This window comes from Mycobacterium sp. IDUB_1 (assembly GCF_055419625.1).
In genome coordinates, this window is sequence record NZ_JBVAYA010000001.1 from 1,514,889 (window position 1) to 1,533,647 (window position 18,759).

Below are 18,759 nucleotides of genomic sequence, written 5' to 3' on the forward strand. Positions count from 1 at the left end.
CGGCCGCGGCGTCCGCACCCCCGTCATGCCCGCCGGCACGATGCGCGGACGGTGCCCTGCGTGCCCGCACGGCTGGAAACACCACAGCAAAGCCGGCGGATGCCGCACCGTATGCCCTTGCACGAACGGGGCGAACCGATGACCGATCTCACGCTGATGCATTACGCCGGCGCGCCGTTGACGTTCGATCCGGAGCGCACCTACACCCAGACGGACCGCCTGTTCTCCTACGGCAAGCCGATCGGGTTCTGGGTCAGCATCCAGGGCGAAAACGACTGGCCGGCGTGGTGCCGCTCCGAAGAGTTCCGCGTCCACACGCTCGCCGCCGCACACCGCGTGGTCCTCGCCGACACCGCCAAGGTCCACGTCATCGACTCCCCGTTCGCATTGGACGCGTTCACCGGAACCTACGCGGTACAAGGCGAATTCGATCGCGGACTGCCTTGGCGTGAAGGCGATCACCGGAAGTGGTCGATCGACTGGCGTCAGGTCGCTATGGACTGCGACGGCCTCATCGTCGCTCCCTACCAGTGGTCCTGCCGGTACGACTACGACTGGTACTACGGCTGGGACTGCGCCAGCGGCTGCATCTGGAACCTGTCAGCCATCGCATCCGTCGAACCGGTCGACGCCGAGGCGATCGCATCATGACCGATACCTACGTGATCACGCTGCACGTCGGCGAGATGTTCATCGACCCCGAATACCAGCGGGAGCTCGACGCGCCCCGGGCACGCAAGTACGCCGCCGAGTGGGACCGCCGCCTCGCCGGCATCCTCGAGGTATCCGACCGCGGACCCCAACCCGACCACGTCGCCCGCTACGCCATCATGGACGGGCAACACCGCTGGGAAGCCGCGAAGCTCCTACCCGACCCGCCGCTGCTCGTCGTCAACGTCCACGAAGGCCTCACCGTCGCTCAAGAGGCCGACCTGTGGGACCGACTGAACCGCGAACGCCGCCGCCCCTCCACCTGGGATCACTGGCGGGCCCGCCGCAGCTCCGGCGACCCCCATGTGATGGCCATCGAAAACACCGTCACCGCTTGCAAACTCGTCATCTCCGAACGATCAGTCGACGGGAACATCCGCTGCATCGCGACGATGGAGAAAGTTGTCGCGCTCGGCGGCACCGAGCTCCTCGAAGACACCCTGCTGCTGCTCGCCGAGATCTGGGGGCGTCGCCTCGACGCGTTCGACGCGCCGATCGTGCACGGCCTCGCGATGGTGTTGCACTTCCTCGACGACCGTATCGAACGGAAACGCCTGGCCGAAGCGTTGATCGACGTGTCGCCGCGCCAGGTGAAAGCCCGCGCGCAGGCCATGCGAGAAACGCAGTCCGGATCGCTGGGCAAGCTCGCCGCGCTGACGATCGTCGGGTTCTACAACGCCCAACCCGGCCGCAACCTCACCGTCCGTCCCTCCGACCTCGAGGTGAAGAAAGCCAAGCCCGCCGCCGACGGTAAGGCGGTGGCGTGATGCGGAACCGGCACAGCTACGCCGACTGCGACATGTCCCAAGTCGACCTGCTGGCAGTGGAATTCGTGTGCAACGGCACCCGCATGCGGCTCAACGCCGACGAACGCGTCTACGCGGTGAAGCTCCTCGGCGGCATGGTGAAACCCCACGACCTCGCCGACCGCATGTACACCTACGAACGCGAGATCAACCGCATCATGATCGCGACCGGGGCGCAGCTGTGCCCGGTCTGCCGGCAGTACACGTTCATCGACGACGGCGTCTCACGGCGGCACCTGGACTTCCGGCAGGGCCAGGACCAGGTGCTGTGCCGGATGAGCGGCCACCGCGTCGACGACGACGCGATCGTGCACCAGACCCGACGCGGCCGCCGCGGATGGGAAGCCATCGCACGCGACCACCAGGTGGCCTCATGAGCGGTACGAAGCGCATGGCGCGGCGATCACGCGGCTTCTTCGGCATCGTGGTGCACCGCCCGAAGTCCGAGGTGAACATCGGAACACTCTGGCGCACAGCGTTCCTGTACGACGCCGCGTTCATCGGAACCGTCGGCGCACGCTACGATCGGCAAGGCTCCGACACACCGGGCACCCCGAACCACCTGCCCCTCGTGACGTACACCGACGTCGACGACCTGATCGAGCACCTGCCTGAAAGCTGCCCACTCGTCGGGGTGGAGCTCGACGAGCGCGCGGTCCCGCTGCCGACGTTCACGCACCCCGCACGCGCGGTCTATCTGCTCGGCGCCGAGGACCACGGCCTGCCCCCGGCCGTGATGGCTCGCTGTCACCACGTCGTGCAGATCCCCGGTGTTCGCGACTGGTCGATGAACGTCAGCGCCGCCGGGTCGATCGTCATGTACGACCGGTTCGCGAAGGCCTCCGCGATCAGCCAGCGGGCGGTCTCATGAGCATCCGCCACATCGGCGTCTACACCCCGGGCGACCCGGGCTGGATCGCCCCGGGATCAGTGCAGCACCGCTCGATGATGAGCCCGTCGAAAGTCGCTGCAGTGCTGGGCTTCTCCCGCTGGCAGTCACCCTACGGGCTGTGGCACGAGATGAAGGGTCTCGTCGAGCCGGACGGCCCGAAAGACATCTACGACGTCGGGCATGACGTCGAGCCGTACGTCGCGAACCGGTGGCGCCGCCTCAACCCCGGATGGCGGCTCTCCCCGAACGAAGTGCAGTACGTCGTCGACCCCGACCACTTCGGGTTCCCCGCCGTCGCGACCCCAGACCGGCGCGCATCCCGCGGCCGCTCCCGCCGCGTCCTGCAAATCAAGATGGCACGCGACCTCACCGATCTCGAGAAGTTCGGCGACGACCTCACCGGCGACTGCCCACCCGACTACGCCGCCCAGGTGCTGGCCGAGATGCTGTTCACCGGCTTCACCCGCCTGCCCGGCCATCTGATGGTGTGCGGCCCGTTCTGGACTGAACGGTGCTACCCGATCGAGTACGACGCATCCGTGGCCGCCTACATGCTGGCCGAGATCCGGAAGTTCTGGGAATCACTCGCCTCGGATACGCCTCCGCCGCTGGACAACTCGGTCGCCACCTACGAGACAGTGCGGAAACTGCACCCCGACATCACCCCCGAAACGTCGGTGCAGCTCGACCCGGCGATCGCGGTCGAATTCCTCGACGCCCACGCCGGCCAAGAGGACGCGAAGAAACGCCTCACCGGCGCGAAAACCCGGGTCCTCGACGCGATGGGGGACACCGAAGCCGCGCTCGTTGGCGCCCTCCAAGTCGCGAAACGGTCTCCCCACGCGTCGGGCTCGGTCGCCCTCACCAAGGCCCGCAAGATCACCGCCGACGACATCCCCACGGAAGGAACACCGCAATGAGCACCCAGACCACCAACCAGGACGATGTGAGCATCGGCCCGAACGTCGACGCCGCACAGCCCCCGGCCACCAAGGCAAACGCCGAAGTCGCAACCGTGCCAGCACGATTCGACGAGTTCGAGCTGGCGGTGCGCCGAATGCTCGGCCTCGAAGACGCCTCCGACGGCGAGATGCGGCTGTTCCATCACGTGTGTCAACGCTCCGGCCTCGACCCGTTCAACAAAGAGATTTACATGATCGGCCGCAACACCGAGGTGGGCTCCTACGAGCCTGTCAACGCGAACGAGCCGGACGGGCAAAAGCGCAAGGTGATGCGCTGGGTCACCAAGTACACGATCCAGGTGGCGATCGCCGGCTTCCGCCGGCGGGCCCGCGAGCTGTCCGCGATCCTCGGTGTCGAGTACGAGCAGGCCGACCCGCTGTGGTGCGGTGACGACGGCGTATGGAAAGAGGTGTGGCCCGAGAAGACTCCGCCCACCGCAGCGAAGTTCACCGTGTTCCGCGACGGCAAGCCCTACTCGTTCGTGGCTCACTACTCGGAATTCGTGCAGGAGTCCGGGTCCGGCGCTAACCGTGGCCCGAACTCGATGTGGACGAAGATGCCGCGCAACCAGCTCCGAAAGTGCGCGGAGGCCAACGCTATCCAGATGGCGTTTCCCGAACAACTCGGCGGCCTCACCCTGGACATCGCCGCGCAGGGCGACGTCATCGACTCGGCCGGGAACACGCTGACACAACCGCAGCGCCGCGGGCCGCAGCCCGCGCGCGGTGTCGACGCGCTTCGCCAGAAGGCGGCCGACGCGCAGACATCCGCTCAAGAGCAGCCCGCCGCGCCGGCAAGGGACAGCTTCTCCCCGTCCGCGCGGGAGAAGTGGCTGAAATCGATGTTCGCCCACCTCAACGAGGGCGACTGCACGGGCCGCGACGACCAGCTCATCGTCATCTCTGCCCTCGCGGGCCGCACCGACGCCGACCAGCTCGAGCACCGCGACGCCGTCACCGACGAAGAGCTCCGCAATGTTGTCAACGCGCTCGCCGAAGCGAAGAAGGCCGGCACCCTCGCCGCGGTGATCACCGACATCCTCAACTCCTACGTGCAGCGCCAGGCCGAAGCCGACGAGGCGCAACAGTGAGCAGCGACGACACCGCCCCGCCGACCACGCTGAGCATGGATCAGGCCATCACCCAGTTCTTCGACGGCTACGTATCCGGGATTGCCTCGGCGCTGGTGAACTTCAGCAACGCGACCAACGCGCAAGCCATGGCGATCTCCATGCGCGCAGCCGACACGTTGAGGGGTGACCCGCTCGCGATGGACGCGGTGCGCGCCGCGATCGCGCTACGGCTTGCCGGCGGCAAACCCGCACCGATCGCGATGACGGCCTACGGGGTGACGGACTGATGACCGAGATCCACACGCCGAGCTGGCATTACCAGCAGGCCGACAAGCTGCTCGCGACGGTAGCCGACTCGGACCCGTCGACCGAGCGGGCGTTCGTTGTCAACGTCACCTCACGGGCGCACGTGCACGCCATCCTCGCCACCGTCCCGCCCACCATCGCCTCCGGGCCCACCCCATTCCCGCTGCCGCGCCGCGAAACCACCCACACCCCCGTCTGAAAGGCCCCCACCCTCATGGCACTGATCACCGACCAGCCCGACGACCTCGCATCCACCAACGCGCTCGACGACATCGACGACCCCGAAACCGACGACGCCGGCCTCTCGATCGACCGATACCTCGCGTTCGGCACTACCCCCCGAGCCATCACCAACCCGCCCAAACGCGGCCACGTCGTCACCTACCAAGTCAAGGTCGAATGCGTAGGGGAGAGCTGGAAAGAACGCTCCGACGGAGAAATCCGCTACAGCTCTGACCTCAACATCCTGTCCGTCGCCCGGATCGGCGAAGAACTCCCGCCCGACTTCAAGTCGAAGAAACAGCAGGACGCCGAAGCGAAAGCCGCCGCGAAAGCCGCCGCGAAAGCCGCCGCGAAAGGCCGCGGGCTGTACGACAACCCGGACGAACCCCCCATCCCCGGGACCGAGCCCGGCAGCGACAGCACCGAGGGCGACGGTGACGGCCAGCCCGCCGACGCCGAGCCCCCGGCCGGCGGCACCGACAGCGGCGTCGAGGCGCCCGAGTTCTCCGACGCGAAGAAGACCGAACCGAAGAAACGCCCCGCCCCCCGCACCGGCCGCGGCCGCCTCAAATCCGTCGACAAAGACCCCACCATGGCCGCCGAAGCCCGCGCCGAAGCACGAGCCGAGGGTGACGAGTGATGCCTGCAGAACCGTTCTCGCTCAGCGCCGACGAGCACGAGGCCGTGGTCAACGTCCTCCGCTACACCGACAGCGTGCCCGACCGACGATCGGGTGAACCTGATCGTCGCCGCCATCAACCGGGTCCGCATCGACGTCCCCGGCACCGTCCGCCGCAACCCCGAGACCGGCGAGATCGCCATCCTCTGCAGTGGCGGTCAGGACGCACCCGACACGTGGCGGATCATCAACCCCCACCGCGACGGCATCACCGACCCCTGGGTGACACCGGCGACGTGGCCGCGGGTCTTCCGGCCCGGCGACTCCGTCGTCGACGCCCAGGTCGTCGAGGAGCCCCCGTTCTGATGGCCGGCACCACGAGCGATCGCAGCGATCCGCGCCTCACCCACGGGGCTGACACCGAACCCAGCCCGCAAGCCGACGTGTACCTCGTCGCCACCGCGGAAGAACGCGCGAAAGGCTTTGTCCGGCCGGTGCGCCGCACCTACGTGCACGACACCTGCAGCGTGGCCACCACGATGAGCCAGGACATCGCCGAAACTTACGCTCGCGACCCGCAGTTCTACGGCGCCACCTACTGCATCGGCTGCCGAATGCATCTGCCAGTCAGCGAATTCCGCTGGGATGACGGATCGAGGGTCGGGTCGTGAGCGAGACAGTCGAGCAGGCGCAGGACCGCTACCAGGCCGCATTACATGCGATGCAGACCGGGGTGAAAGCTCTCCGAGAGATCGAAGGCGGCGGCGGGGGAGACGCGTCCGAGACGGGCCCCAAGCATCTGCGGGTCGGCGTCAACTCCGCCCTGATCAGTAGTTCCGCCGTCGTGCAGCTGCTCATCGAGAAAGGCTTCATCACCGAGCTCGAGTACTTCACCAAGCTCGCCGACCTCACCGAGGCCGACGTGCACTCCTACGAGCAGCGCCTCAGCCAGTACTACGAACGGCCGGTGACGCTGCAGTGAAACCGGTCATCGTCAACGCGCTCTGGCTGACCCGCGTCGCGTTGCGCGCTGTCGACATGCTGCTCACCCACCTCGCCGAACACCCCCACATCGACGAACCCCTCCCCGACACACTCCCCGCCGAGCCGCGCGGCATCTACAGCCACGACGAAGTATCCGCCGCCATCGAAGACCTCTGGACCCACCGCTAGGAGCCCCCGTGCTGGACATCGACATCAAACCCCGCGCCGACGCCAAAGTCGACCTCTACATCACCGACGGCGGCAACCACGAACCATTGGCCAACACGTCCCAAGGCTACGAAAACCACGGTGATGCAGTTGAGTTGGCTGAACGGTTCTTCGGACCCGACGCCCGCGACGAGAAACTCGACGGCATCCGTCAGGCCCTTGTGTCGGCGCTCGACAACGGGGTCAGCCGCATCGAACTGATCACCCAGATCCGCCGCATCCTCGACACCGGACCGTCGGTCGAACCCGTCCGCCTCACCATCCACTGGCGCAACGGCACCACCGACCGCCGGCAACTCCGATGAGGTGGTTCTACCGCGGCCGCCACCGCGCTGGCCCGCACAGCATCCTTGTCACAGACATCGCCGAACAACTCGCCAGCGAAGTCGTTGACCGCATCGTCAACTGGGAAGTACTCGGCGACGGCACCATCGTCATGCGGAACGTGTTCGTGTCCGTGCCCGTGTACGGGATCGATGAGTCGGTCGAGAAGGCGTACGTGACGATCACGCCGCCCGCCAGCTTCATCACCAACATCCCCGCGGCGCTCTTTGAGCAACCCCTACTCGGCGACGGCCCCGCCGCCGACACCACCCAACCCCTCGCGGTGACGAACTGATGGGCTACGACTACGAGATCCACGTGTGGCAACGCGGCATCGGACCGCGGCCCGGCGTCTACCAATGGCACCCCGTCTGGTCAGGCAACAGCCGAATCCGACTGCTACTCGCGCTGATCCCCGCACTGGCCGCGCGCCGTGACCGCCCACTGAGGGTGATCTACCGATGAAGGCGTTAACCGTGATGCAGCCCTGGGCGTGGGCCATCTTCAACGGTAAGAACATCGAGAACCGCACCCAACAGTGGAGCTACCGCGGACCGCTCGCCATCCACGCCGGCGCACGCTGGTCCGAACGCGGCGAACAGCACCCAGAGCTCCGCCACGCGTTTCGCCGCGCAGCACCCGGGTACAACGGCGGCCGCCTCCCGCACTGGATATTCACCATGCACGGCGAGCACCTCACCGGCACAGGAATGTCGGCGATCATCGGCGTGGTCGACCTCGTCGACGTCCACCCGGCCGCCGGCTGCTGCGCCCTCTGGGGCGAAGAGCAGTACGTGGAGCACGGTGGCCGGGAACGCCGCCACATCGTGCACCTCGTCCTTGAGAACCCTCGCACCCTGCCCGTGCCGATCCCGTGCGCCGGCGCGCTCGGCCTGTGGACACCACCAGCCGACATCCTCACCCAACTCGAGGCCGCTGTATGAGGTCAGACCTTGCTCAGAGGAAACCGCTGCCGTCGCTCTCGCGATTTAAACCACCATTCCTTTTTCTTCCGTGTGGGCGGTGGCCACCAAGTGATTTCAAGAGAGGCCGCGTCCAAGTTTTCGTGGCTGGCGGCGCTGAGATGCACCCAGAAGCTGTCACCGGTGCGCAATACAGGGATGGGCAGGTGCACCTCTGGTCGATAACCGTTCGGACGCTGTTCAGCGGCGCCCGTGCGCAGTTCTCTGACCCTCGCGTCCGCCACGGCTCTGACCTTGTGAGCGGTTCCGTCGCCGATGTTCTGCACGACCACGCCGATATCAGGGCTAGCGACCCACTGGCCGTCGTCGTTACGGGAACCCTCGCGATCAACTCGAATCGAGAACTCTGCCTCAGTTCGGTCCTGATAGCGCCACCAGATGGCCGTAGCTGTCGAGGCCGCGGTGGCCAGCGCGGTCGCGATCGCCGACGCAAGGCCCACCGCGCCCCAATAGCCCGTCGTGAAGGTGTCCGCCTGCGCGAACAGCTCAAACCCCATGCGGGGAGCCTACGGCCGTCGTCGAGAAGTCGGAATCACTCGACGCGGCGCGCCGACTGCACATTCGACATCAACGACGAGGGGGCGACCGCGTAGTGCGCATCCGCAGCACCAAACCGGAGTTCTGGCGGTCGAAGACGATCGCCGAGCGTCTGCCCGACTGGGCAGATCGCTTCGTCTTGAAGGGCCTCGAGGCCTACGTGGACGACAACGGAGTCGGCAAGGACGACCTCGCGCTGATCGCCGCCGACGTCTTCCCTCGCGACCTCTCCGCGAACCCTCGCGAGACCCTCGCGAGGCTGTCCGAAGCGATTACCCGCATCCATCAGGCCGGTTTGATCGCCCGATACGCCATCGACGGTGAAGATCTGCTCTACGTCGACAAGTGGAAAGACCTGCAGCGCATCGACAAACCGGGCAAAGGACGTTTCCCCAGGCCAGACGGTACAACGGAGTACGCCGAACCTGTAAATCGCGACTCCTACAGGAACACTCGCGAAACCCTCGCGAGCCCTCCCGAAACCCTCGCGCCTGGAACAGGGGAACAGGGGAACAGGGGAACAGGGGAACAGACGACGACCGAGCGCGAAATCGACGAATCTCTCCCACCCGAGCCTCGCACCGAAGACGTCGTCGTCCCCGAACACATCGACAACGCATCTCGCCCCACCCGGCGTCACCCCTCGAACGCCGCCAAGACCGTCGTCCGCCAGGAACTCAACGACGCCGGCTACCCGCGCAGCACCATGGAGCGCCTCGCCATCCAGACCGAAAAGCTTTACCAGCAAGGCGGAAGCGACCCGCTGATCCGCGAATCGCTGCGTGAGTGGGACCGCCGACCGAACTGCGACCGACCTGAGTACCTCGAAACCGTTTACGGCGACGTCGTCAAACGATCCCGTGCCGCCCCCGACGCCTCGGCCGGCGAAGCGAAAGTCCTGGCCTGGGCCAACCTCGGCACACCCGACCCCACACCCGACCGAAAGGCGCTCGGCCAGTGAATAACCCGAACGACACCGCCGCCAAAGCACTCGCCAAGTGCGCCGCCTACGACCCCTGGTTCCCGCAACCCAACCGCGCAACGGTCGCCGCCTGGGCCGAACAGATCCAGCGGTATCAGCTCGAGCTGCCCGACGTGCTCGCCGGCGTCACGAAGATGTACTCCGACAACGGATCTGGTTTTCGCCCTCTCCCAAAGGATCTCGTCGACGCATCCCGCGCCGTCCGCAAGGACCGCGGCGATCGCGCCACCGACCGCACCCCGTACGAAGCAATCTGCGACGCCAAAGCTGAACCCAGCGCCGCCGAACTCGCCGCGAACCGGCAACGCCTCGAGGCGATGGTGGCCACCGTCGGAAAGTCGATCGACGATGTCTGATTTCGATCTCGAGGAGGTGCGGCGCCGCCAGGCCCAGGCTCGCGCTGACCTCGCCGCCGAACAACCCGTCGACCTCGACGCCCCCCGGCCGCACCGCGACCCCCAAGCGATCGCCGACTGTGAACGCTGCGACGACGACGGCTACCGCGGCCACTACGTCTGCGACCACCAAGACCACAGCGCCGCCGCGGCCCGTGGCATGGAACGCATCCGCGCAATCCTGAACGGAGACAACCGATGATCGCCCCCACCGTGATCGGCCCCATCCCGCAGTGGCCCGGACAGCCGACATCCGCGGACCCGCGCGCCCGATGCCAGTGCATCCACAAGGCCGACCACCACGAGTTCCTGTTCGCGATCAACCGCGTCACCAACGAGACGACGGTGTGGCGGGAATGCTCACGCTGCACTTGCCGCGAGTACCGGCCGCGCCAGGCCTGGACCGTCGCCACCGCCCAGCCGGGCGAGCGTGGTGTCGTCGAGATGTTCGCACCTCACGAACCCCCGAAACGCTACGAAGTCCGCTCACCATCTGGCGAACACCGCTGGGGCACCAACAGCATCACCGCCGCACGCGAATTCGCCTACCTCATGGCATCCGTCGACGCCCTCCTCGCCCGCGCACAACAGGTAGCCGCATCGTGAAAAACAGCCACGCCACCCCCGCCCAGGTCGCCGCCGTCGACCAAATCCGCGCCCGCTGCAACACCGCCGTCGACGAACTCCTCGCCCTCTACCGCGCCCACGCAGCGCATCACGACGGCGAAACCGCCTGCGCGTTCGCCCACGCCTACGCCGCCGGCGCCCGCCGCCACCCCACCGACACCGCCGGCATGCTCGCCGCCGCGATCGCCCGCCTCGCCGAACAGGAGATCACGGCCCAATGACCCTGATCGCCGTCACCGTCTACACCACCGGGCCCGCCTGCATGGCCTGCACACAGACCAAACGACACCTCACCCGCCGCGGAATCCAGTTCACCGAGACCCGCATCGACTCAGACCCCGGAATCAGTGCCGCGATCGCCGAACTCGGATACACCGCAGCGCCCGTCGTCGTCGCCGCCACACGCGAAGGTGAGCAGCACTGGTCCGGTTACCGCCCCGACCGACTCGACGCACTCGCCAAGCAGATCCAGGCAGCCGCATCATGACGATCACGCTGCGCACCGCCCTGGAAAACCTGATCCGCAACCACCCCTACGACCCCGACAACAAAACCTGCCTCTGCGTCACTGAAGCCGCCCCCAACGAAGACGCGGAACCCATCGACGAACACCAACACGCCGCCCACGTCGTCAACCACATCTTTGGCATCCTCGACGGAACCCACCGATGAGCGACAAGTTCATCATCACGCGCAGCGAGCCCGGCGACTGGTTGCTCGAGTACCCAGAGGGCTTCGATGAGCACCAGTGGGGCCGCGGATATGCCACCTACCCCGAAGCCGTCGCCGCGTTCATCGAAGCCTCCGATCGGCGCTGCATCACCTGCGATCGCGGCGCCGTGGAGAACCGGCCGTGGGGTTGGGAATGCACCGCCTGCGGCTCATACGACGTCGCGGTGGGATGCAAAGCGCCACAGGACTGCCCGCATTGCGGACGCGTCGAGACGTGCATGTGTGGAGAGCCGAGGCACGACCGATGAAGATCGCCGGCGTCGACATCAGCCTCACCGCCACCGGAATCGCCGTCCTCACCAACGGCCACTGCACCACCCTCGAAGCCCGCGGATGGGGCGGAGAAGACGGCGCCAGCGACGAACAACGCTGCGACCGCATCGTCGAAATGACGTTCTACGTCCTCGACGCCATCCCCACCGACACCGACCTCGTCGTCATCGAACGACCCCTCTACCGATCCACCACCGGCCACGCCTTCGACCGCGCCGGCTTCTGGAACGGCGTCTACGCCCACCTCCACCGCGTCCGCAACACCCCCATCGCCCTCGTCCACATCAACACCCTCAAAGCCTGGGGGAGCGGGAAAGGCGGCAGCGACAAGAAAGCCATGATCGCCGGCGCCAACACCCGCTGGGGCATGAAACTCACCGCCACCGACGACGACAAAGCCGACGCGATCGCCCTCGCCGAAATCGGCGCCATCAAACTCGGCGACGGCCCCAAACTCCCATTCCGGCTCATGCCGCGCCACCACAACGGCCTGCACTCCACCGGCATCTCCTGGCCCACCTCGTGGACCACGAAAGCCCGCCGATGACAGCACAACCCAACGTCGACCGCGACACCGACGAAGAATGGAAACTCCGCGCAAAATGCCGCGACCACGACGAACCCGACATGTGGTTCCCGGGTAGCGGCGAGAAAGACGCCGGTTACGACGCTAAGTGGATTTGCGGCGGCTGCCCCGTGAAAGCCGAATGCGCCGACTTCGCCATCCGACATCGCATTCGCTACGGCATCTGGGGCGGCCTTGGCCAGAGCGACCGCCCCGGCGGCGTCGGCTACAAACCACCACGGAGGGACCGATGACGAAGATTCGGCATGAGACCGTCACCCGCCGCGTCGAGTACAGCGATAACCCCGACGAGGTGCATCGCTGCCTCGCTGGCCCCGCCTGCCGCGACGTCGAGATCACCGACCCGGACCCCACCACGGGGGAACGCCGCCGCCTCCCGAAGATCACTGAAAAGCCGGGCACCGTGTGCCGCCGCTGCTACTCCGCCATACGGCTGGCAGTCGAGGACCTCCCCGGCGACTACCGCGATCTCCATGCGGCGATCGGTGACCACCAACGCGTCCCTGGCGAGAAGGTCGGCGGCGGCTCCCACGCCACCAGCTCACCGATCGACGTCGCGAAAGACGAACTGATGCGCGACATCGCCCACCAACTCCGGATCGCCGCCGCCCGCGTCCACAGCGCCCGCAACACCACCGGCGCCCCGCCCCGCGACATCACCGAATGCTCCACCCTCGTCGTCAAACACCTCGGTGTCCTCATCGCCAGCCCCGCCCAACTCGAAGAGGAATGGGTCGGCCGCGGCGAATCCGTCCTCACCCGCGACCGCGACACCGGCCAACCCATCTACCGACCCAACACCCGCATCGTCACCCGTACCGGCGTCGACACCGGCATGAAACTCGTCAAACTCCGCTCCGCAGCACGAGCCCGCCTCTCCGGCTCCACCACCGAATACTGGCGCCTCCCAGCCAAACTCGGCGGCTGCACCGAATGCGGCGAACAGCTCTACACCAACGGCCACAAAGTCGTCTGCCGCGCCTGCGACCGCGACTGGACCGAAGAAACCGGCGGCCTCTTCAACCGCGAAATCAAACGCCAAGCCGAACTCGAAAGGGCCCAACGCATGGACGAACTCACCTGGTGCCTCGCCGAAGCCCAATGGCAACGCGACCAAGCCTGGGCTCGGCTCGACCAGGCCGCCACCCTCGCCGAAGCCATCTACAGCCCCGACTACGACGCCGTCACCACCCACCAATTCGCCGAACTCCTCACCGGCATCCTCGACGGCCACCCCACACCCGAAGAGCGCGCCGCCGCTGGGGAGGTCGTCGCCGGTGAGTGATCGCGACGTGATCGACGACATCGGCTCCCTCGTCGACGAACAGCTCGCCGGCGGTCCCGTCGACGACTACACAGCCGACCGCTACGACCGATGCCCACGCTGCCACCGACACTGGCACGGCCTCCCCACCACCGTCCGTATCGCATCCATGTACCACCTCGGCGTATACGACGAAAACTACCGCGCCGCAAACGATGACAGCCCCACCCTCTGCCCCGGCTCCGACTTCATCGGACCCATGCCCCCCATCACCGGCATCGCCCGACACCTCCACCCCGACCTGAACGACATCCCCGACAACGCACCCCGCTGGCTGCACGAGATGATCGCCGCCGCCGAACGGTTCGTCCTCGACTCACTGCAGCTGATGGGACTGCCTGCAGAATGGTGGTTCAACTGGGCCGACCAGGCCACCGCGCTCCCATCGCCGCGCGCCATCGAATCCGGCCCCCGCGGACACGCCGCCGTGGACCTCATGCAACTCGACGAGGGTCAGCTGATCACCGTTGTCGGAGCAGACGGCCAAACCTTCACCGACCGCATCACCCATCTCCACGAAGACCGCGACACCGGCCAAATCCAGATTCAGGTCGGCGACCAATGACCGAACCCAACGCCAGCACGAAGGTTCACCGGTACCGGTCCCGTGAAGACGCGCTCCTCTCCATCGTCCTCGCTATGTGGCTCGAACTCCGCAAACCCGCCGAACAGCAGAACCCCGACGCCCTCGACGCCGGCATCCGACGCGAAGGCCACGCCTGGGCACTCCCATCCATGGCCCACATCGACGACGACGAACTCCTCACCACCACCCAACTCGCTGACCTCACCGGATACCGCGAATCCACCATCCGAGACTGGCCCGCCCGCTACGGAATCCCACAAATCGACGGCCGCTACCGCTGGTCAGACGTCGACACCATGCTCCGCAACCGCTGAAAGGATCGAACGAATGTTTGACAACACCCGTCGCATGCGACACCATAGGCCCTGGCAGACGCTGCCCAAGTCCCGGGCGTCACGGCCTCCGCTTCTTCTCCCTCTTCTTCAAATCGGCCAGCAACTTCAGTCGGCGCGCTTCACCGCCGGCCGTGTGCTCGTCGTACATCTTGGCCACGCCTGGGTCCTCAAGACACACGATCACAGCGGTCCGGAACACCCGTTTACCCGCCAGATGCAGGTCCTCGGCGTCCTCGGCGAACGCCGCCTTCCACAGCCGGATCTTGGTAAGACGGTTCGGGTCCACGCCCGTGCCCTCGATCTGGGACTGTGCGGTCATCAGCTGGTTGAACACTCCCGCCAGGTATTGCCACTGCGACGAGAAACGCGTGTAGAGGGCTGCGTAGACGGCGGCGAAGATGGCGCCGAACCAGGGGATCGTCTCAGACACCGCGTGCCCGAGTTCTCCGACATCGAACTGGGTCGACCACTTCGATCCCGACCAGGACCACAGCGCCATGGCGGGAACGTAGAGCAGCATCGCGATCCACGCCGAACGGCCCACAATCACTCCGCCGCCGTTCGATCTCGCCCTGAGCATCCACTCAGCGGAGAGCCAGTACACCACTCCACGGCGTGCAAGCCACGGGTCCCGAGCCATCACCGCTCCTTCCTGATCGGTCACAGTGAATCAGAGCGGCGCGTGATGAGATGAATCCCGTCGTCGACCTGTACGCCCGCGGCCTCGCCGAAGGATTCCTTCACCCCGACGGGAAACCCCGCGTCCTCTCGAACTACCGCCACCAGGCTCTCCCACCCGAGATGGCCGACGAGGTGAAGAAGCAGAACCGCGGCCTTGCCGAAGCACTGGTGCACCACGCCGAAACCAACGGCTACCAGTACATCCCGACCGCCGAGCTCGAGCAGCTCCGCGCTCAAGCCGCCAAAGCCGACGGCATCCGACCCCACACCGTCGAAGTGTGGTGCTCCAACCCCAACTGCGAAGCCAGCGCCCCACTACTCACCCTCACCGCCAGCGGTGAACGCGTCTCCACCCACGGCCCCACCCTCATCGGCGCCCTCCACGCCCGCACCTCCGACTGCCCCCACGCGGTGATCGCATGAACCTCATCCGACGCGCACTCCGACGCTTCCGTTCTAAGAAGTCGCCCGATCTGCACGGGTCCATGCTCGGCACCGCCATAACGCCCTACATCGACGGTGTGTACGTCGCACCCCAACTCGGCGTCCACTTCGTCGAACCGTGGGAGATCCAGCGATGACCATGCCGCAGATGCCCGAGCTCCCCATCCCCGAAGAACTCCGACGCACACTCGACCCCACCCGGCCCCTCACCCCACAACAAGCCGGACTCATGATCATGAGCTACGCCAACATCCTCGCCGCAGCCTTCGGCGACCCACGCGCAGCAGCCATTGACCACACCATCACCACCGACAACGACGACGGCCTCCCAGGCTTCACCTTCACCTGCAAACTGAAGCCCCCCGTGATCGACCACGACGCCATCAAAGCCCTCGGCCAGTAGATGGCGGGCAAGACCACCACCGAGAAAGGCCTCGGCTGGCGACACCAGCAGGCCGCCAAGGCCCTACTCGACAACCACCGCGACGGGTCACCCTGCGGCTGGTGCGGCCGCCCCATGTGGAAAGACCGCACGAAGAACTGGGACTACAACCCCAACAGCACCAACCCGATGAGCGGGAAGCTGCAGGCCGACCACTCCGAAATGACTCGAGCGCAAGCCATCGAACGCGGCCTGCCCATCCCACTACCCAACCGCCTACTCCACGGCGAATGCAACCGACAACGCGGAGACGGAAGCAACGACCACCTCGCCGCCAACGCCACTACCAGCGCAACACCCGACGCCATAGACACCACCGACCTGCTCATGCCATGGCCCTGGACCATCGTCACCGAAAACGACTACACCGCAACAACATTCGTGGCGCTCGCAGTGTCGAAATATGTTGCAGCGCAACAGAATCGACCCGCAAAAAGATTGAGGGGGGGAGGGGCCAACACACCTGACGAACGTCAGGACTTTTTCACACACGGGGTGGAAAGTTTGCTGGCGCGGGTGAAATGCGTTGTCGCATATGCGATTTCGCGGCCGTGTGATACGCGAATGTTGTTGTGGCGTATGCGATTTCGCGGGTTGAGTGTTGGCGCGGCGTAAGGCGGCTGCGCCGGCCGGTTCGACTGCGGGCGACGAGCTGGTGGCCGCGTTGTCGCGGCCGAATGATCCGGTCGAGCTGCGGTTGTTGATTGAGGAAGCTGGTCAGATCAAGGACTTCATGGATCGGTTGCGGCCGGTTCTCAATGGTGATCGTGGCGCGTGGCTCGAGGTGAAGATCGGCGCGAAGACGGTCGAGGTGGTGGTGACGAACGTGTTGGTTCAGTACCGCCAGCTCGCGGAGCAGTTGCGGAAGCTGCTTGCTGAGGTGAAGCGGCAGCGGGGGATGACGCCGGGAAGTCCGAGTGGCAACGGCAGCGGCGACCCGACGAACGTCTAAGCGTCGGACCGCGGCGAAGGGGCCGGCCACGCCGGCGCCGAAGTCGAAGCCGAAGTGGCCGGAGTTCGTGGGGGAGTGGCCGCGGCTGACTGGCCGGCAGGAGCCGGAGTTCGAATCGAGGCACGGCCCGGGCTTCTGTGACTGCTGCCCGGACGCCGATGAGTCCGAGGGTGATCGGTGCGCCCAGTTCGGGTTCAATCTGCACCGCGACTACGGGACGAAGACGCGGTGCATGCCGTGGCAGTGGTCGACGATCCGGGGGATCACGTCGCTGCGCGCGCCGAACGATTACGGCGAGCGGGTGTGGACGCACCGAGACGTGTGCATCGAAGCCACACGGCAACAGGGCAAGACGCTGATCGTCGTTCTGTTGATCCTGTTCTATCTGTTCGTCGCGCCGTGTGTGGGTCGGGCTCGGCCGCTCAAGATCGTGTACACGGCGCAGCGGTGGTCGACCGCGAAGGACGTGTTCGAGCGGACAGTCCGGGTGATCAACCGGGTGCCGTGGCTGAGGCAGAAGCTGGCGCGGAACCCGTCGGTGCGCGACAACCACGGCATCATCGAGGTGGTCGTTGAGCGCGACGACGCCGGTGTCGCGATCGTGACGTCGGTATGCGAGTTCGCGCCGCGGTCGCAGGAGTTCGGGCGTGGTGTCACCGAGCTCGACATCCTGTTCCTCGATGAGGCGTACGACATCGACCCCGGCATTGAGAACGACTTGACGGGTGCGCAGTCGGCGTCGGAGAACCCGCAGACGATCTACTTGTCGACGGCACCGGTGTTCCTGAAGCATCCGAAGTGCCATTCCCTGGCGGATATGCACCGGTTGGGGTTCGCGCGGGCGCCGCTGCTGTTCTACCGACTGTTCGCGGCGCCTCGGCACTTCACGCGTGACCAGCCTGCCGCGTGGGTGGCGGCGCAGCCATCGCACGGTGTGGCCACCGACGAGCGCGAGGTGTGGTCGAAGCTGCAAAAGGCGAAGAACGCCATCAAGCGCGCCATCTTCGAGGCGGACTATCTCGGCTGGGGAACCTATCCGCCGCCGGAGGTCGAGGACGACACCGAGATCTCAGCTGAGAAGTGGGCAGCGATGGGACCACAGCCAGGAATGCGGACGCCGGCACTGACGGGTGCGACATCGCTGGTGATTGAGAAGGCGCCGGGCGTTTCGGGGCTGTGGGTGATCGTCGGGGCGCAGCGCACTGATGATGGCCGCACCCATATCGAAGTCGGGTACTGCCAGACGGCGTCGGTCGAGGTGATCGTTGATCGAATCCTGCGGGTCGTCAACGCGTGGGACCCGGTGGCGATTGGTGTGCGGAATCGTTCGGGCGCGGCGGATCTGATGCCGAACCTTGAGAACGATCTCGACGTCGAGCTGCTCAACGGCACCGAGGTTGCCCAGGCGTGTGGCGGGTTCTTGCTGGCGGCGCAGGGCGGGAAGTTGTCACACCGCAACCAGCCCGGTCTCAACGACGCTGTCGGTGCGGCCATGAAGAAGCAGCTGCCCGCGGGCGCGTTCGTGTGGGAAGTCATCGACGAGGCGTCGTTCCCGCAGCTGATGGGTGCGACGTTGGCGCACTATCTGCTGGTGAAGCACGGGCAGGTGCAGGCGCCGCCGCCGCGACCGTCGGCCGGCGGGCGTGCACCGGTGGACGACGAGCTGGACCCGTTCGGTGGGCTCGGCGTGATGGACGTGGGCGGTGAGTTCGACCCGATGACAGCAGTGTTCTGACCCCGAGACAGGAGGTGG

At 66.3% G+C, this 18,759-nt stretch carries 38 protein-coding genes; 36 read left to right on the top strand and 2 right to left on the bottom strand.

The features are described 5' to 3' along the window. Window positions 1-138: 138 nt before the first annotated feature. From ACZYYX_RS07710 to ACZYYX_RS07790, 17 genes are all read left to right on the top strand, one after another. Window positions 139-651, top strand: coding sequence for a hypothetical protein (locus ACZYYX_RS07710; RefSeq protein ID WP_463813831.1), 513 nt, complete (start codon window positions 139-141; stop codon window positions 649-651). Beyond that, window positions 648-1,478 carry a DUF6551 family protein gene (locus tag ACZYYX_RS07715; protein ID WP_463813832.1) on the top strand — a complete coding sequence of 277 codons (831 nt, stop codon included), beginning with the start codon at window positions 648-650 and terminating at the stop codon, window positions 1,476-1,478. The genes ACZYYX_RS07710 and ACZYYX_RS07715 overlap by 4 nt, the downstream gene beginning before the upstream one ends. Then, window positions 1,478-1,894 carry a DUF7368 family protein gene (locus ACZYYX_RS07720; protein ID WP_463813833.1) on the top strand — a complete coding sequence of 139 codons (417 nt, stop codon included), beginning with the start codon at window positions 1,478-1,480 and terminating at the stop codon, window positions 1,892-1,894. The genes ACZYYX_RS07715 and ACZYYX_RS07720 overlap by 1 nt, the downstream gene beginning before the upstream one ends. After that, window positions 1,891-2,388, top strand: a complete 498-nt coding sequence (locus ACZYYX_RS07725) for an RNA methyltransferase (protein WP_463813834.1) — start codon at window positions 1,891-1,893, stop codon at window positions 2,386-2,388. Before ACZYYX_RS07720 ends, ACZYYX_RS07725 begins: the two co-directional genes overlap by 4 nt. Beyond that, the gene (locus ACZYYX_RS07730) at window positions 2,385-3,329 is read left to right on the top strand and encodes a YqaJ viral recombinase family protein (RefSeq protein ID WP_463813835.1); all 945 of its coding nucleotides are present in this window, start codon (window positions 2,385-2,387) and stop codon (window positions 3,327-3,329) included. Before ACZYYX_RS07725 ends, ACZYYX_RS07730 begins: the two co-directional genes overlap by 4 nt. Next, on the top strand, window positions 3,326-4,462 hold the full coding sequence (locus ACZYYX_RS07735) for a recombinase RecT (protein WP_463813836.1): 1,137 nt from the start codon (window positions 3,326-3,328) through the stop codon (window positions 4,460-4,462). Before ACZYYX_RS07730 ends, ACZYYX_RS07735 begins: the two co-directional genes overlap by 4 nt. Further along, the gene (locus tag ACZYYX_RS07740) at window positions 4,459-4,731 is read left to right on the top strand and encodes a hypothetical protein (RefSeq protein WP_463813837.1); all 273 of its coding nucleotides are present in this window, start codon (window positions 4,459-4,461) and stop codon (window positions 4,729-4,731) included. Before ACZYYX_RS07735 ends, ACZYYX_RS07740 begins: the two co-directional genes overlap by 4 nt. Next, on the top strand, window positions 4,731-4,949 hold the full coding sequence (locus ACZYYX_RS07745; RefSeq protein WP_463813838.1) for a hypothetical protein: 219 nt from the start codon (window positions 4,731-4,733) through the stop codon (window positions 4,947-4,949). The genes ACZYYX_RS07740 and ACZYYX_RS07745 overlap by 1 nt, the downstream gene beginning before the upstream one ends. 15 nt (window positions 4,950-4,964) lie before the next feature. Next, the gene (locus ACZYYX_RS07750) at window positions 4,965-5,612 is read left to right on the top strand and encodes a hypothetical protein (protein WP_463813839.1); all 648 of its coding nucleotides are present in this window, start codon (window positions 4,965-4,967) and stop codon (window positions 5,610-5,612) included. Between the two features lie 93 nt (window positions 5,613-5,705). Then, window positions 5,706-5,957 carry a hypothetical protein gene (locus tag ACZYYX_RS07755; RefSeq protein ID WP_463813840.1) on the top strand — a complete coding sequence of 84 codons (252 nt, stop codon included), beginning with the start codon at window positions 5,706-5,708 and terminating at the stop codon, window positions 5,955-5,957. Further along, a complete protein-coding gene (locus ACZYYX_RS07760) occupies window positions 5,957-6,262 on the top strand; it encodes a hypothetical protein (protein ID WP_463813841.1) in 306 nt (101 codons plus the stop codon). Before ACZYYX_RS07755 ends, ACZYYX_RS07760 begins: the two co-directional genes overlap by 1 nt. Next, complete coding sequence (locus ACZYYX_RS07765; protein WP_463813842.1) at window positions 6,259-6,573, top strand: hypothetical protein; 315 nt, start codon at window positions 6,259-6,261, stop codon at window positions 6,571-6,573. Before ACZYYX_RS07760 ends, ACZYYX_RS07765 begins: the two co-directional genes overlap by 4 nt. Next, entirely contained in the window at window positions 6,570-6,764 is a 195-nt protein-coding gene (locus ACZYYX_RS07770; RefSeq protein ID WP_463813843.1) for a hypothetical protein, read from the top strand. Before ACZYYX_RS07765 ends, ACZYYX_RS07770 begins: the two co-directional genes overlap by 4 nt. A gap of 8 nt (window positions 6,765-6,772) precedes the next feature. Beyond that, window positions 6,773-7,108: a hypothetical protein gene (locus ACZYYX_RS07775; protein WP_463813844.1), complete on the top strand. Its 336-nt coding sequence runs from the start codon at window positions 6,773-6,775 to the stop codon at window positions 7,106-7,108. Continuing rightward, window positions 7,105-7,422 carry a hypothetical protein gene (locus tag ACZYYX_RS07780; RefSeq protein WP_463813845.1) on the top strand — a complete coding sequence of 106 codons (318 nt, stop codon included), beginning with the start codon at window positions 7,105-7,107 and terminating at the stop codon, window positions 7,420-7,422. Before ACZYYX_RS07775 ends, ACZYYX_RS07780 begins: the two co-directional genes overlap by 4 nt. Continuing rightward, the gene (locus ACZYYX_RS07785; protein ID WP_463813846.1) at window positions 7,422-7,592 is read left to right on the top strand and encodes a hypothetical protein; all 171 of its coding nucleotides are present in this window, start codon (window positions 7,422-7,424) and stop codon (window positions 7,590-7,592) included. The genes ACZYYX_RS07780 and ACZYYX_RS07785 overlap by 1 nt, the downstream gene beginning before the upstream one ends. Beyond that, complete coding sequence (locus tag ACZYYX_RS07790; protein ID WP_463813847.1) at window positions 7,589-8,071, top strand: ASCH domain-containing protein; 483 nt, start codon at window positions 7,589-7,591, stop codon at window positions 8,069-8,071. Before ACZYYX_RS07785 ends, ACZYYX_RS07790 begins: the two co-directional genes overlap by 4 nt. A gap of 2 nt (window positions 8,072-8,073) precedes the next feature. Here the strand turns inward: ACZYYX_RS07790 and ACZYYX_RS07795 are convergent, their stop codons facing one another. Next, on the bottom strand, window positions 8,074-8,607 hold the full coding sequence (locus ACZYYX_RS07795; protein ID WP_463813848.1) for a hypothetical protein: 534 nt from the start codon (window positions 8,605-8,607) through the stop codon (window positions 8,074-8,076). 179 nt (window positions 8,608-8,786) lie between these two features. Here ACZYYX_RS07795 and ACZYYX_RS07800 point away from each other — a divergent pair, with 179 nt between their 5' ends. The 13 genes from ACZYYX_RS07800 to ACZYYX_RS07860 are packed head-to-tail and all read left to right on the top strand — an operon-like array spanning window position 8,787 to window position 14,466. Continuing rightward, window positions 8,787-9,608, top strand: a complete 822-nt coding sequence (locus tag ACZYYX_RS07800; protein WP_463813849.1) for a hypothetical protein — start codon at window positions 8,787-8,789, stop codon at window positions 9,606-9,608. Continuing rightward, complete coding sequence (locus tag ACZYYX_RS07805; RefSeq protein ID WP_463813850.1) at window positions 9,605-9,985, top strand: hypothetical protein; 381 nt, start codon at window positions 9,605-9,607, stop codon at window positions 9,983-9,985. The genes ACZYYX_RS07800 and ACZYYX_RS07805 overlap by 4 nt, the downstream gene beginning before the upstream one ends. After that, the gene (locus ACZYYX_RS07810) at window positions 9,978-10,226 is read left to right on the top strand and encodes a hypothetical protein (RefSeq protein WP_463813851.1); all 249 of its coding nucleotides are present in this window, start codon (window positions 9,978-9,980) and stop codon (window positions 10,224-10,226) included. The genes ACZYYX_RS07805 and ACZYYX_RS07810 overlap by 8 nt, the downstream gene beginning before the upstream one ends. Continuing rightward, complete coding sequence (locus ACZYYX_RS07815; protein WP_463813852.1) at window positions 10,223-10,630, top strand: hypothetical protein; 408 nt, start codon at window positions 10,223-10,225, stop codon at window positions 10,628-10,630. Before ACZYYX_RS07810 ends, ACZYYX_RS07815 begins: the two co-directional genes overlap by 4 nt. Then, entirely contained in the window at window positions 10,627-10,872 is a 246-nt protein-coding gene (locus tag ACZYYX_RS07820) for a hypothetical protein (protein WP_463813853.1), read from the top strand. The genes ACZYYX_RS07815 and ACZYYX_RS07820 overlap by 4 nt, the downstream gene beginning before the upstream one ends. After that, window positions 10,869-11,138, top strand: a complete 270-nt coding sequence (locus tag ACZYYX_RS07825) for a glutaredoxin domain-containing protein (protein WP_463813854.1) — start codon at window positions 10,869-10,871, stop codon at window positions 11,136-11,138. Before ACZYYX_RS07820 ends, ACZYYX_RS07825 begins: the two co-directional genes overlap by 4 nt. After that, a complete protein-coding gene (locus ACZYYX_RS07830; protein ID WP_463813855.1) occupies window positions 11,135-11,323 on the top strand; it encodes a hypothetical protein in 189 nt (62 codons plus the stop codon). The genes ACZYYX_RS07825 and ACZYYX_RS07830 overlap by 4 nt, the downstream gene beginning before the upstream one ends. Then, window positions 11,320-11,631 (top strand): hypothetical protein, encoded by a 312-nt coding sequence (locus tag ACZYYX_RS07835; RefSeq protein WP_463813856.1) that lies wholly within the window; start codon window positions 11,320-11,322, stop codon window positions 11,629-11,631. Before ACZYYX_RS07830 ends, ACZYYX_RS07835 begins: the two co-directional genes overlap by 4 nt. Beyond that, window positions 11,628-12,203 (top strand): hypothetical protein, encoded by a 576-nt coding sequence (locus ACZYYX_RS07840; protein ID WP_463813857.1) that lies wholly within the window; start codon window positions 11,628-11,630, stop codon window positions 12,201-12,203. Before ACZYYX_RS07835 ends, ACZYYX_RS07840 begins: the two co-directional genes overlap by 4 nt. Beyond that, window positions 12,200-12,475 (top strand): WhiB family transcriptional regulator, encoded by a 276-nt coding sequence (locus tag ACZYYX_RS07845; RefSeq protein ID WP_463813858.1) that lies wholly within the window; start codon window positions 12,200-12,202, stop codon window positions 12,473-12,475. Before ACZYYX_RS07840 ends, ACZYYX_RS07845 begins: the two co-directional genes overlap by 4 nt. Then, window positions 12,472-13,527, top strand: a complete 1,056-nt coding sequence (locus ACZYYX_RS07850) for a hypothetical protein (protein WP_463813859.1) — start codon at window positions 12,472-12,474, stop codon at window positions 13,525-13,527. Before ACZYYX_RS07845 ends, ACZYYX_RS07850 begins: the two co-directional genes overlap by 4 nt. Next, on the top strand, window positions 13,520-14,131 hold the full coding sequence (locus tag ACZYYX_RS07855) for a hypothetical protein (protein ID WP_463813860.1): 612 nt from the start codon (window positions 13,520-13,522) through the stop codon (window positions 14,129-14,131). The genes ACZYYX_RS07850 and ACZYYX_RS07855 overlap by 8 nt, the downstream gene beginning before the upstream one ends. Then, the gene (locus ACZYYX_RS07860; RefSeq protein ID WP_463813861.1) at window positions 14,128-14,466 is read left to right on the top strand and encodes a hypothetical protein; all 339 of its coding nucleotides are present in this window, start codon (window positions 14,128-14,130) and stop codon (window positions 14,464-14,466) included. The genes ACZYYX_RS07855 and ACZYYX_RS07860 overlap by 4 nt, the downstream gene beginning before the upstream one ends. A 79-nt stretch (window positions 14,467-14,545) precedes the next feature. On the opposite strand, the gene ACZYYX_RS07865 is transcribed toward ACZYYX_RS07860, so the two are convergent. Further along, window positions 14,546-15,127: a hypothetical protein gene (locus ACZYYX_RS07865; protein WP_463813862.1), complete on the bottom strand. Its 582-nt coding sequence runs from the start codon at window positions 15,125-15,127 to the stop codon at window positions 14,546-14,548. Window positions 15,128-15,177: 50 nt separating this feature from the next. On the opposite strand from ACZYYX_RS07865, the gene ACZYYX_RS07870 reads away from it, so the two are divergent. From ACZYYX_RS07870 to ACZYYX_RS07895, 6 genes are read left to right on the top strand one after another with little or no spacing between them, the layout of a single operon-like run. Continuing rightward, complete coding sequence (locus ACZYYX_RS07870; protein ID WP_463813863.1) at window positions 15,178-15,591, top strand: hypothetical protein; 414 nt, start codon at window positions 15,178-15,180, stop codon at window positions 15,589-15,591. Continuing rightward, window positions 15,588-15,749: a hypothetical protein gene (locus ACZYYX_RS07875; protein ID WP_463813864.1), complete on the top strand. Its 162-nt coding sequence runs from the start codon at window positions 15,588-15,590 to the stop codon at window positions 15,747-15,749. The genes ACZYYX_RS07870 and ACZYYX_RS07875 overlap by 4 nt, the downstream gene beginning before the upstream one ends. Then, window positions 15,746-16,015: a hypothetical protein gene (locus ACZYYX_RS07880; protein WP_463813865.1), complete on the top strand. Its 270-nt coding sequence runs from the start codon at window positions 15,746-15,748 to the stop codon at window positions 16,013-16,015. Before ACZYYX_RS07875 ends, ACZYYX_RS07880 begins: the two co-directional genes overlap by 4 nt. Continuing rightward, complete coding sequence (locus tag ACZYYX_RS07885) at window positions 16,016-16,669, top strand: hypothetical protein (RefSeq protein ID WP_463813866.1); 654 nt, start codon at window positions 16,016-16,018, stop codon at window positions 16,667-16,669. It abuts the gene before it with no gap. A gap of 40 nt (window positions 16,670-16,709) precedes the next feature. After that, window positions 16,710-17,006 (top strand): hypothetical protein, encoded by a 297-nt coding sequence (locus tag ACZYYX_RS07890; RefSeq protein ID WP_463813867.1) that lies wholly within the window; start codon window positions 16,710-16,712, stop codon window positions 17,004-17,006. Then, on the top strand, window positions 16,972-18,741 hold the full coding sequence (locus ACZYYX_RS07895) for a DEAD/DEAH box helicase family protein (protein WP_463813868.1): 1,770 nt from the start codon (window positions 16,972-16,974) through the stop codon (window positions 18,739-18,741). The genes ACZYYX_RS07890 and ACZYYX_RS07895 overlap by 35 nt, the downstream gene beginning before the upstream one ends. Window positions 18,742-18,759 lie beyond the last annotated feature (18 nt).

Excerpts from the sequence above, each read along its gene's own strand:
- ACZYYX_RS07710 (WP_463813831.1), top strand. The coding sequence starts at position 139 with ATGACCGATCTCACGCTGATGCATTACGCCGGCGCGCCGTTGACGTTC.
- ACZYYX_RS07715 (WP_463813832.1), top strand. The coding sequence starts at position 648 with ATGACCGATACCTACGTGATCACGCTGCACGTCGGCGAGATGTTCATC.
- ACZYYX_RS07720 (WP_463813833.1), top strand. The coding sequence starts at position 1,478 with ATGCGGAACCGGCACAGCTACGCCGACTGCGACATGTCCCAAGTCGAC.
- ACZYYX_RS07725 (WP_463813834.1), top strand. The coding sequence starts at position 1,891 with ATGAGCGGTACGAAGCGCATGGCGCGGCGATCACGCGGCTTCTTCGGC.
- ACZYYX_RS07730 (WP_463813835.1), top strand. The coding sequence starts at position 2,385 with ATGAGCATCCGCCACATCGGCGTCTACACCCCGGGCGACCCGGGCTGG.
- ACZYYX_RS07735 (WP_463813836.1), top strand. The coding sequence starts at position 3,326 with ATGAGCACCCAGACCACCAACCAGGACGATGTGAGCATCGGCCCGAAC.
- ACZYYX_RS07745 (WP_463813838.1), top strand. The coding sequence starts at position 4,731 with ATGACCGAGATCCACACGCCGAGCTGGCATTACCAGCAGGCCGACAAG.
- ACZYYX_RS07750 (WP_463813839.1), top strand. The coding sequence starts at position 4,965 with ATGGCACTGATCACCGACCAGCCCGACGACCTCGCATCCACCAACGCG.
- ACZYYX_RS07760 (WP_463813841.1), top strand. The coding sequence starts at position 5,957 with ATGGCCGGCACCACGAGCGATCGCAGCGATCCGCGCCTCACCCACGGG.
- ACZYYX_RS07780 (WP_463813845.1), top strand. The coding sequence starts at position 7,105 with ATGAGGTGGTTCTACCGCGGCCGCCACCGCGCTGGCCCGCACAGCATC.
- ACZYYX_RS07785 (WP_463813846.1), top strand. The coding sequence starts at position 7,422 with ATGGGCTACGACTACGAGATCCACGTGTGGCAACGCGGCATCGGACCG.
- ACZYYX_RS07790 (WP_463813847.1), top strand. The coding sequence starts at position 7,589 with ATGAAGGCGTTAACCGTGATGCAGCCCTGGGCGTGGGCCATCTTCAAC.
- ACZYYX_RS07795 (WP_463813848.1), bottom strand. The coding sequence starts at position 8,607 with ATGGGGTTTGAGCTGTTCGCGCAGGCGGACACCTTCACGACGGGCTAT.
- ACZYYX_RS07810 (WP_463813851.1), top strand. The coding sequence starts at position 9,978 with ATGTCTGATTTCGATCTCGAGGAGGTGCGGCGCCGCCAGGCCCAGGCT.
- ACZYYX_RS07815 (WP_463813852.1), top strand. The coding sequence starts at position 10,223 with ATGATCGCCCCCACCGTGATCGGCCCCATCCCGCAGTGGCCCGGACAG.
- ACZYYX_RS07825 (WP_463813854.1), top strand. The coding sequence starts at position 10,869 with ATGACCCTGATCGCCGTCACCGTCTACACCACCGGGCCCGCCTGCATG.
- ACZYYX_RS07830 (WP_463813855.1), top strand. The coding sequence starts at position 11,135 with ATGACGATCACGCTGCGCACCGCCCTGGAAAACCTGATCCGCAACCAC.
- ACZYYX_RS07835 (WP_463813856.1), top strand. The coding sequence starts at position 11,320 with ATGAGCGACAAGTTCATCATCACGCGCAGCGAGCCCGGCGACTGGTTG.
- ACZYYX_RS07840 (WP_463813857.1), top strand. The coding sequence starts at position 11,628 with ATGAAGATCGCCGGCGTCGACATCAGCCTCACCGCCACCGGAATCGCC.
- ACZYYX_RS07845 (WP_463813858.1), top strand. The coding sequence starts at position 12,200 with ATGACAGCACAACCCAACGTCGACCGCGACACCGACGAAGAATGGAAA.
- ACZYYX_RS07850 (WP_463813859.1), top strand. The coding sequence starts at position 12,472 with ATGACGAAGATTCGGCATGAGACCGTCACCCGCCGCGTCGAGTACAGC.
- ACZYYX_RS07860 (WP_463813861.1), top strand. The coding sequence starts at position 14,128 with ATGACCGAACCCAACGCCAGCACGAAGGTTCACCGGTACCGGTCCCGT.
- ACZYYX_RS07865 (WP_463813862.1), bottom strand. The coding sequence starts at position 15,127 with ATGGCTCGGGACCCGTGGCTTGCACGCCGTGGAGTGGTGTACTGGCTC.
- ACZYYX_RS07870 (WP_463813863.1), top strand. The coding sequence starts at position 15,178 with ATGAATCCCGTCGTCGACCTGTACGCCCGCGGCCTCGCCGAAGGATTC.
- ACZYYX_RS07875 (WP_463813864.1), top strand. The coding sequence starts at position 15,588 with ATGAACCTCATCCGACGCGCACTCCGACGCTTCCGTTCTAAGAAGTCG.
- ACZYYX_RS07880 (WP_463813865.1), top strand. The coding sequence starts at position 15,746 with ATGACCATGCCGCAGATGCCCGAGCTCCCCATCCCCGAAGAACTCCGA.
- ACZYYX_RS07885 (WP_463813866.1), top strand. The coding sequence starts at position 16,016 with ATGGCGGGCAAGACCACCACCGAGAAAGGCCTCGGCTGGCGACACCAG.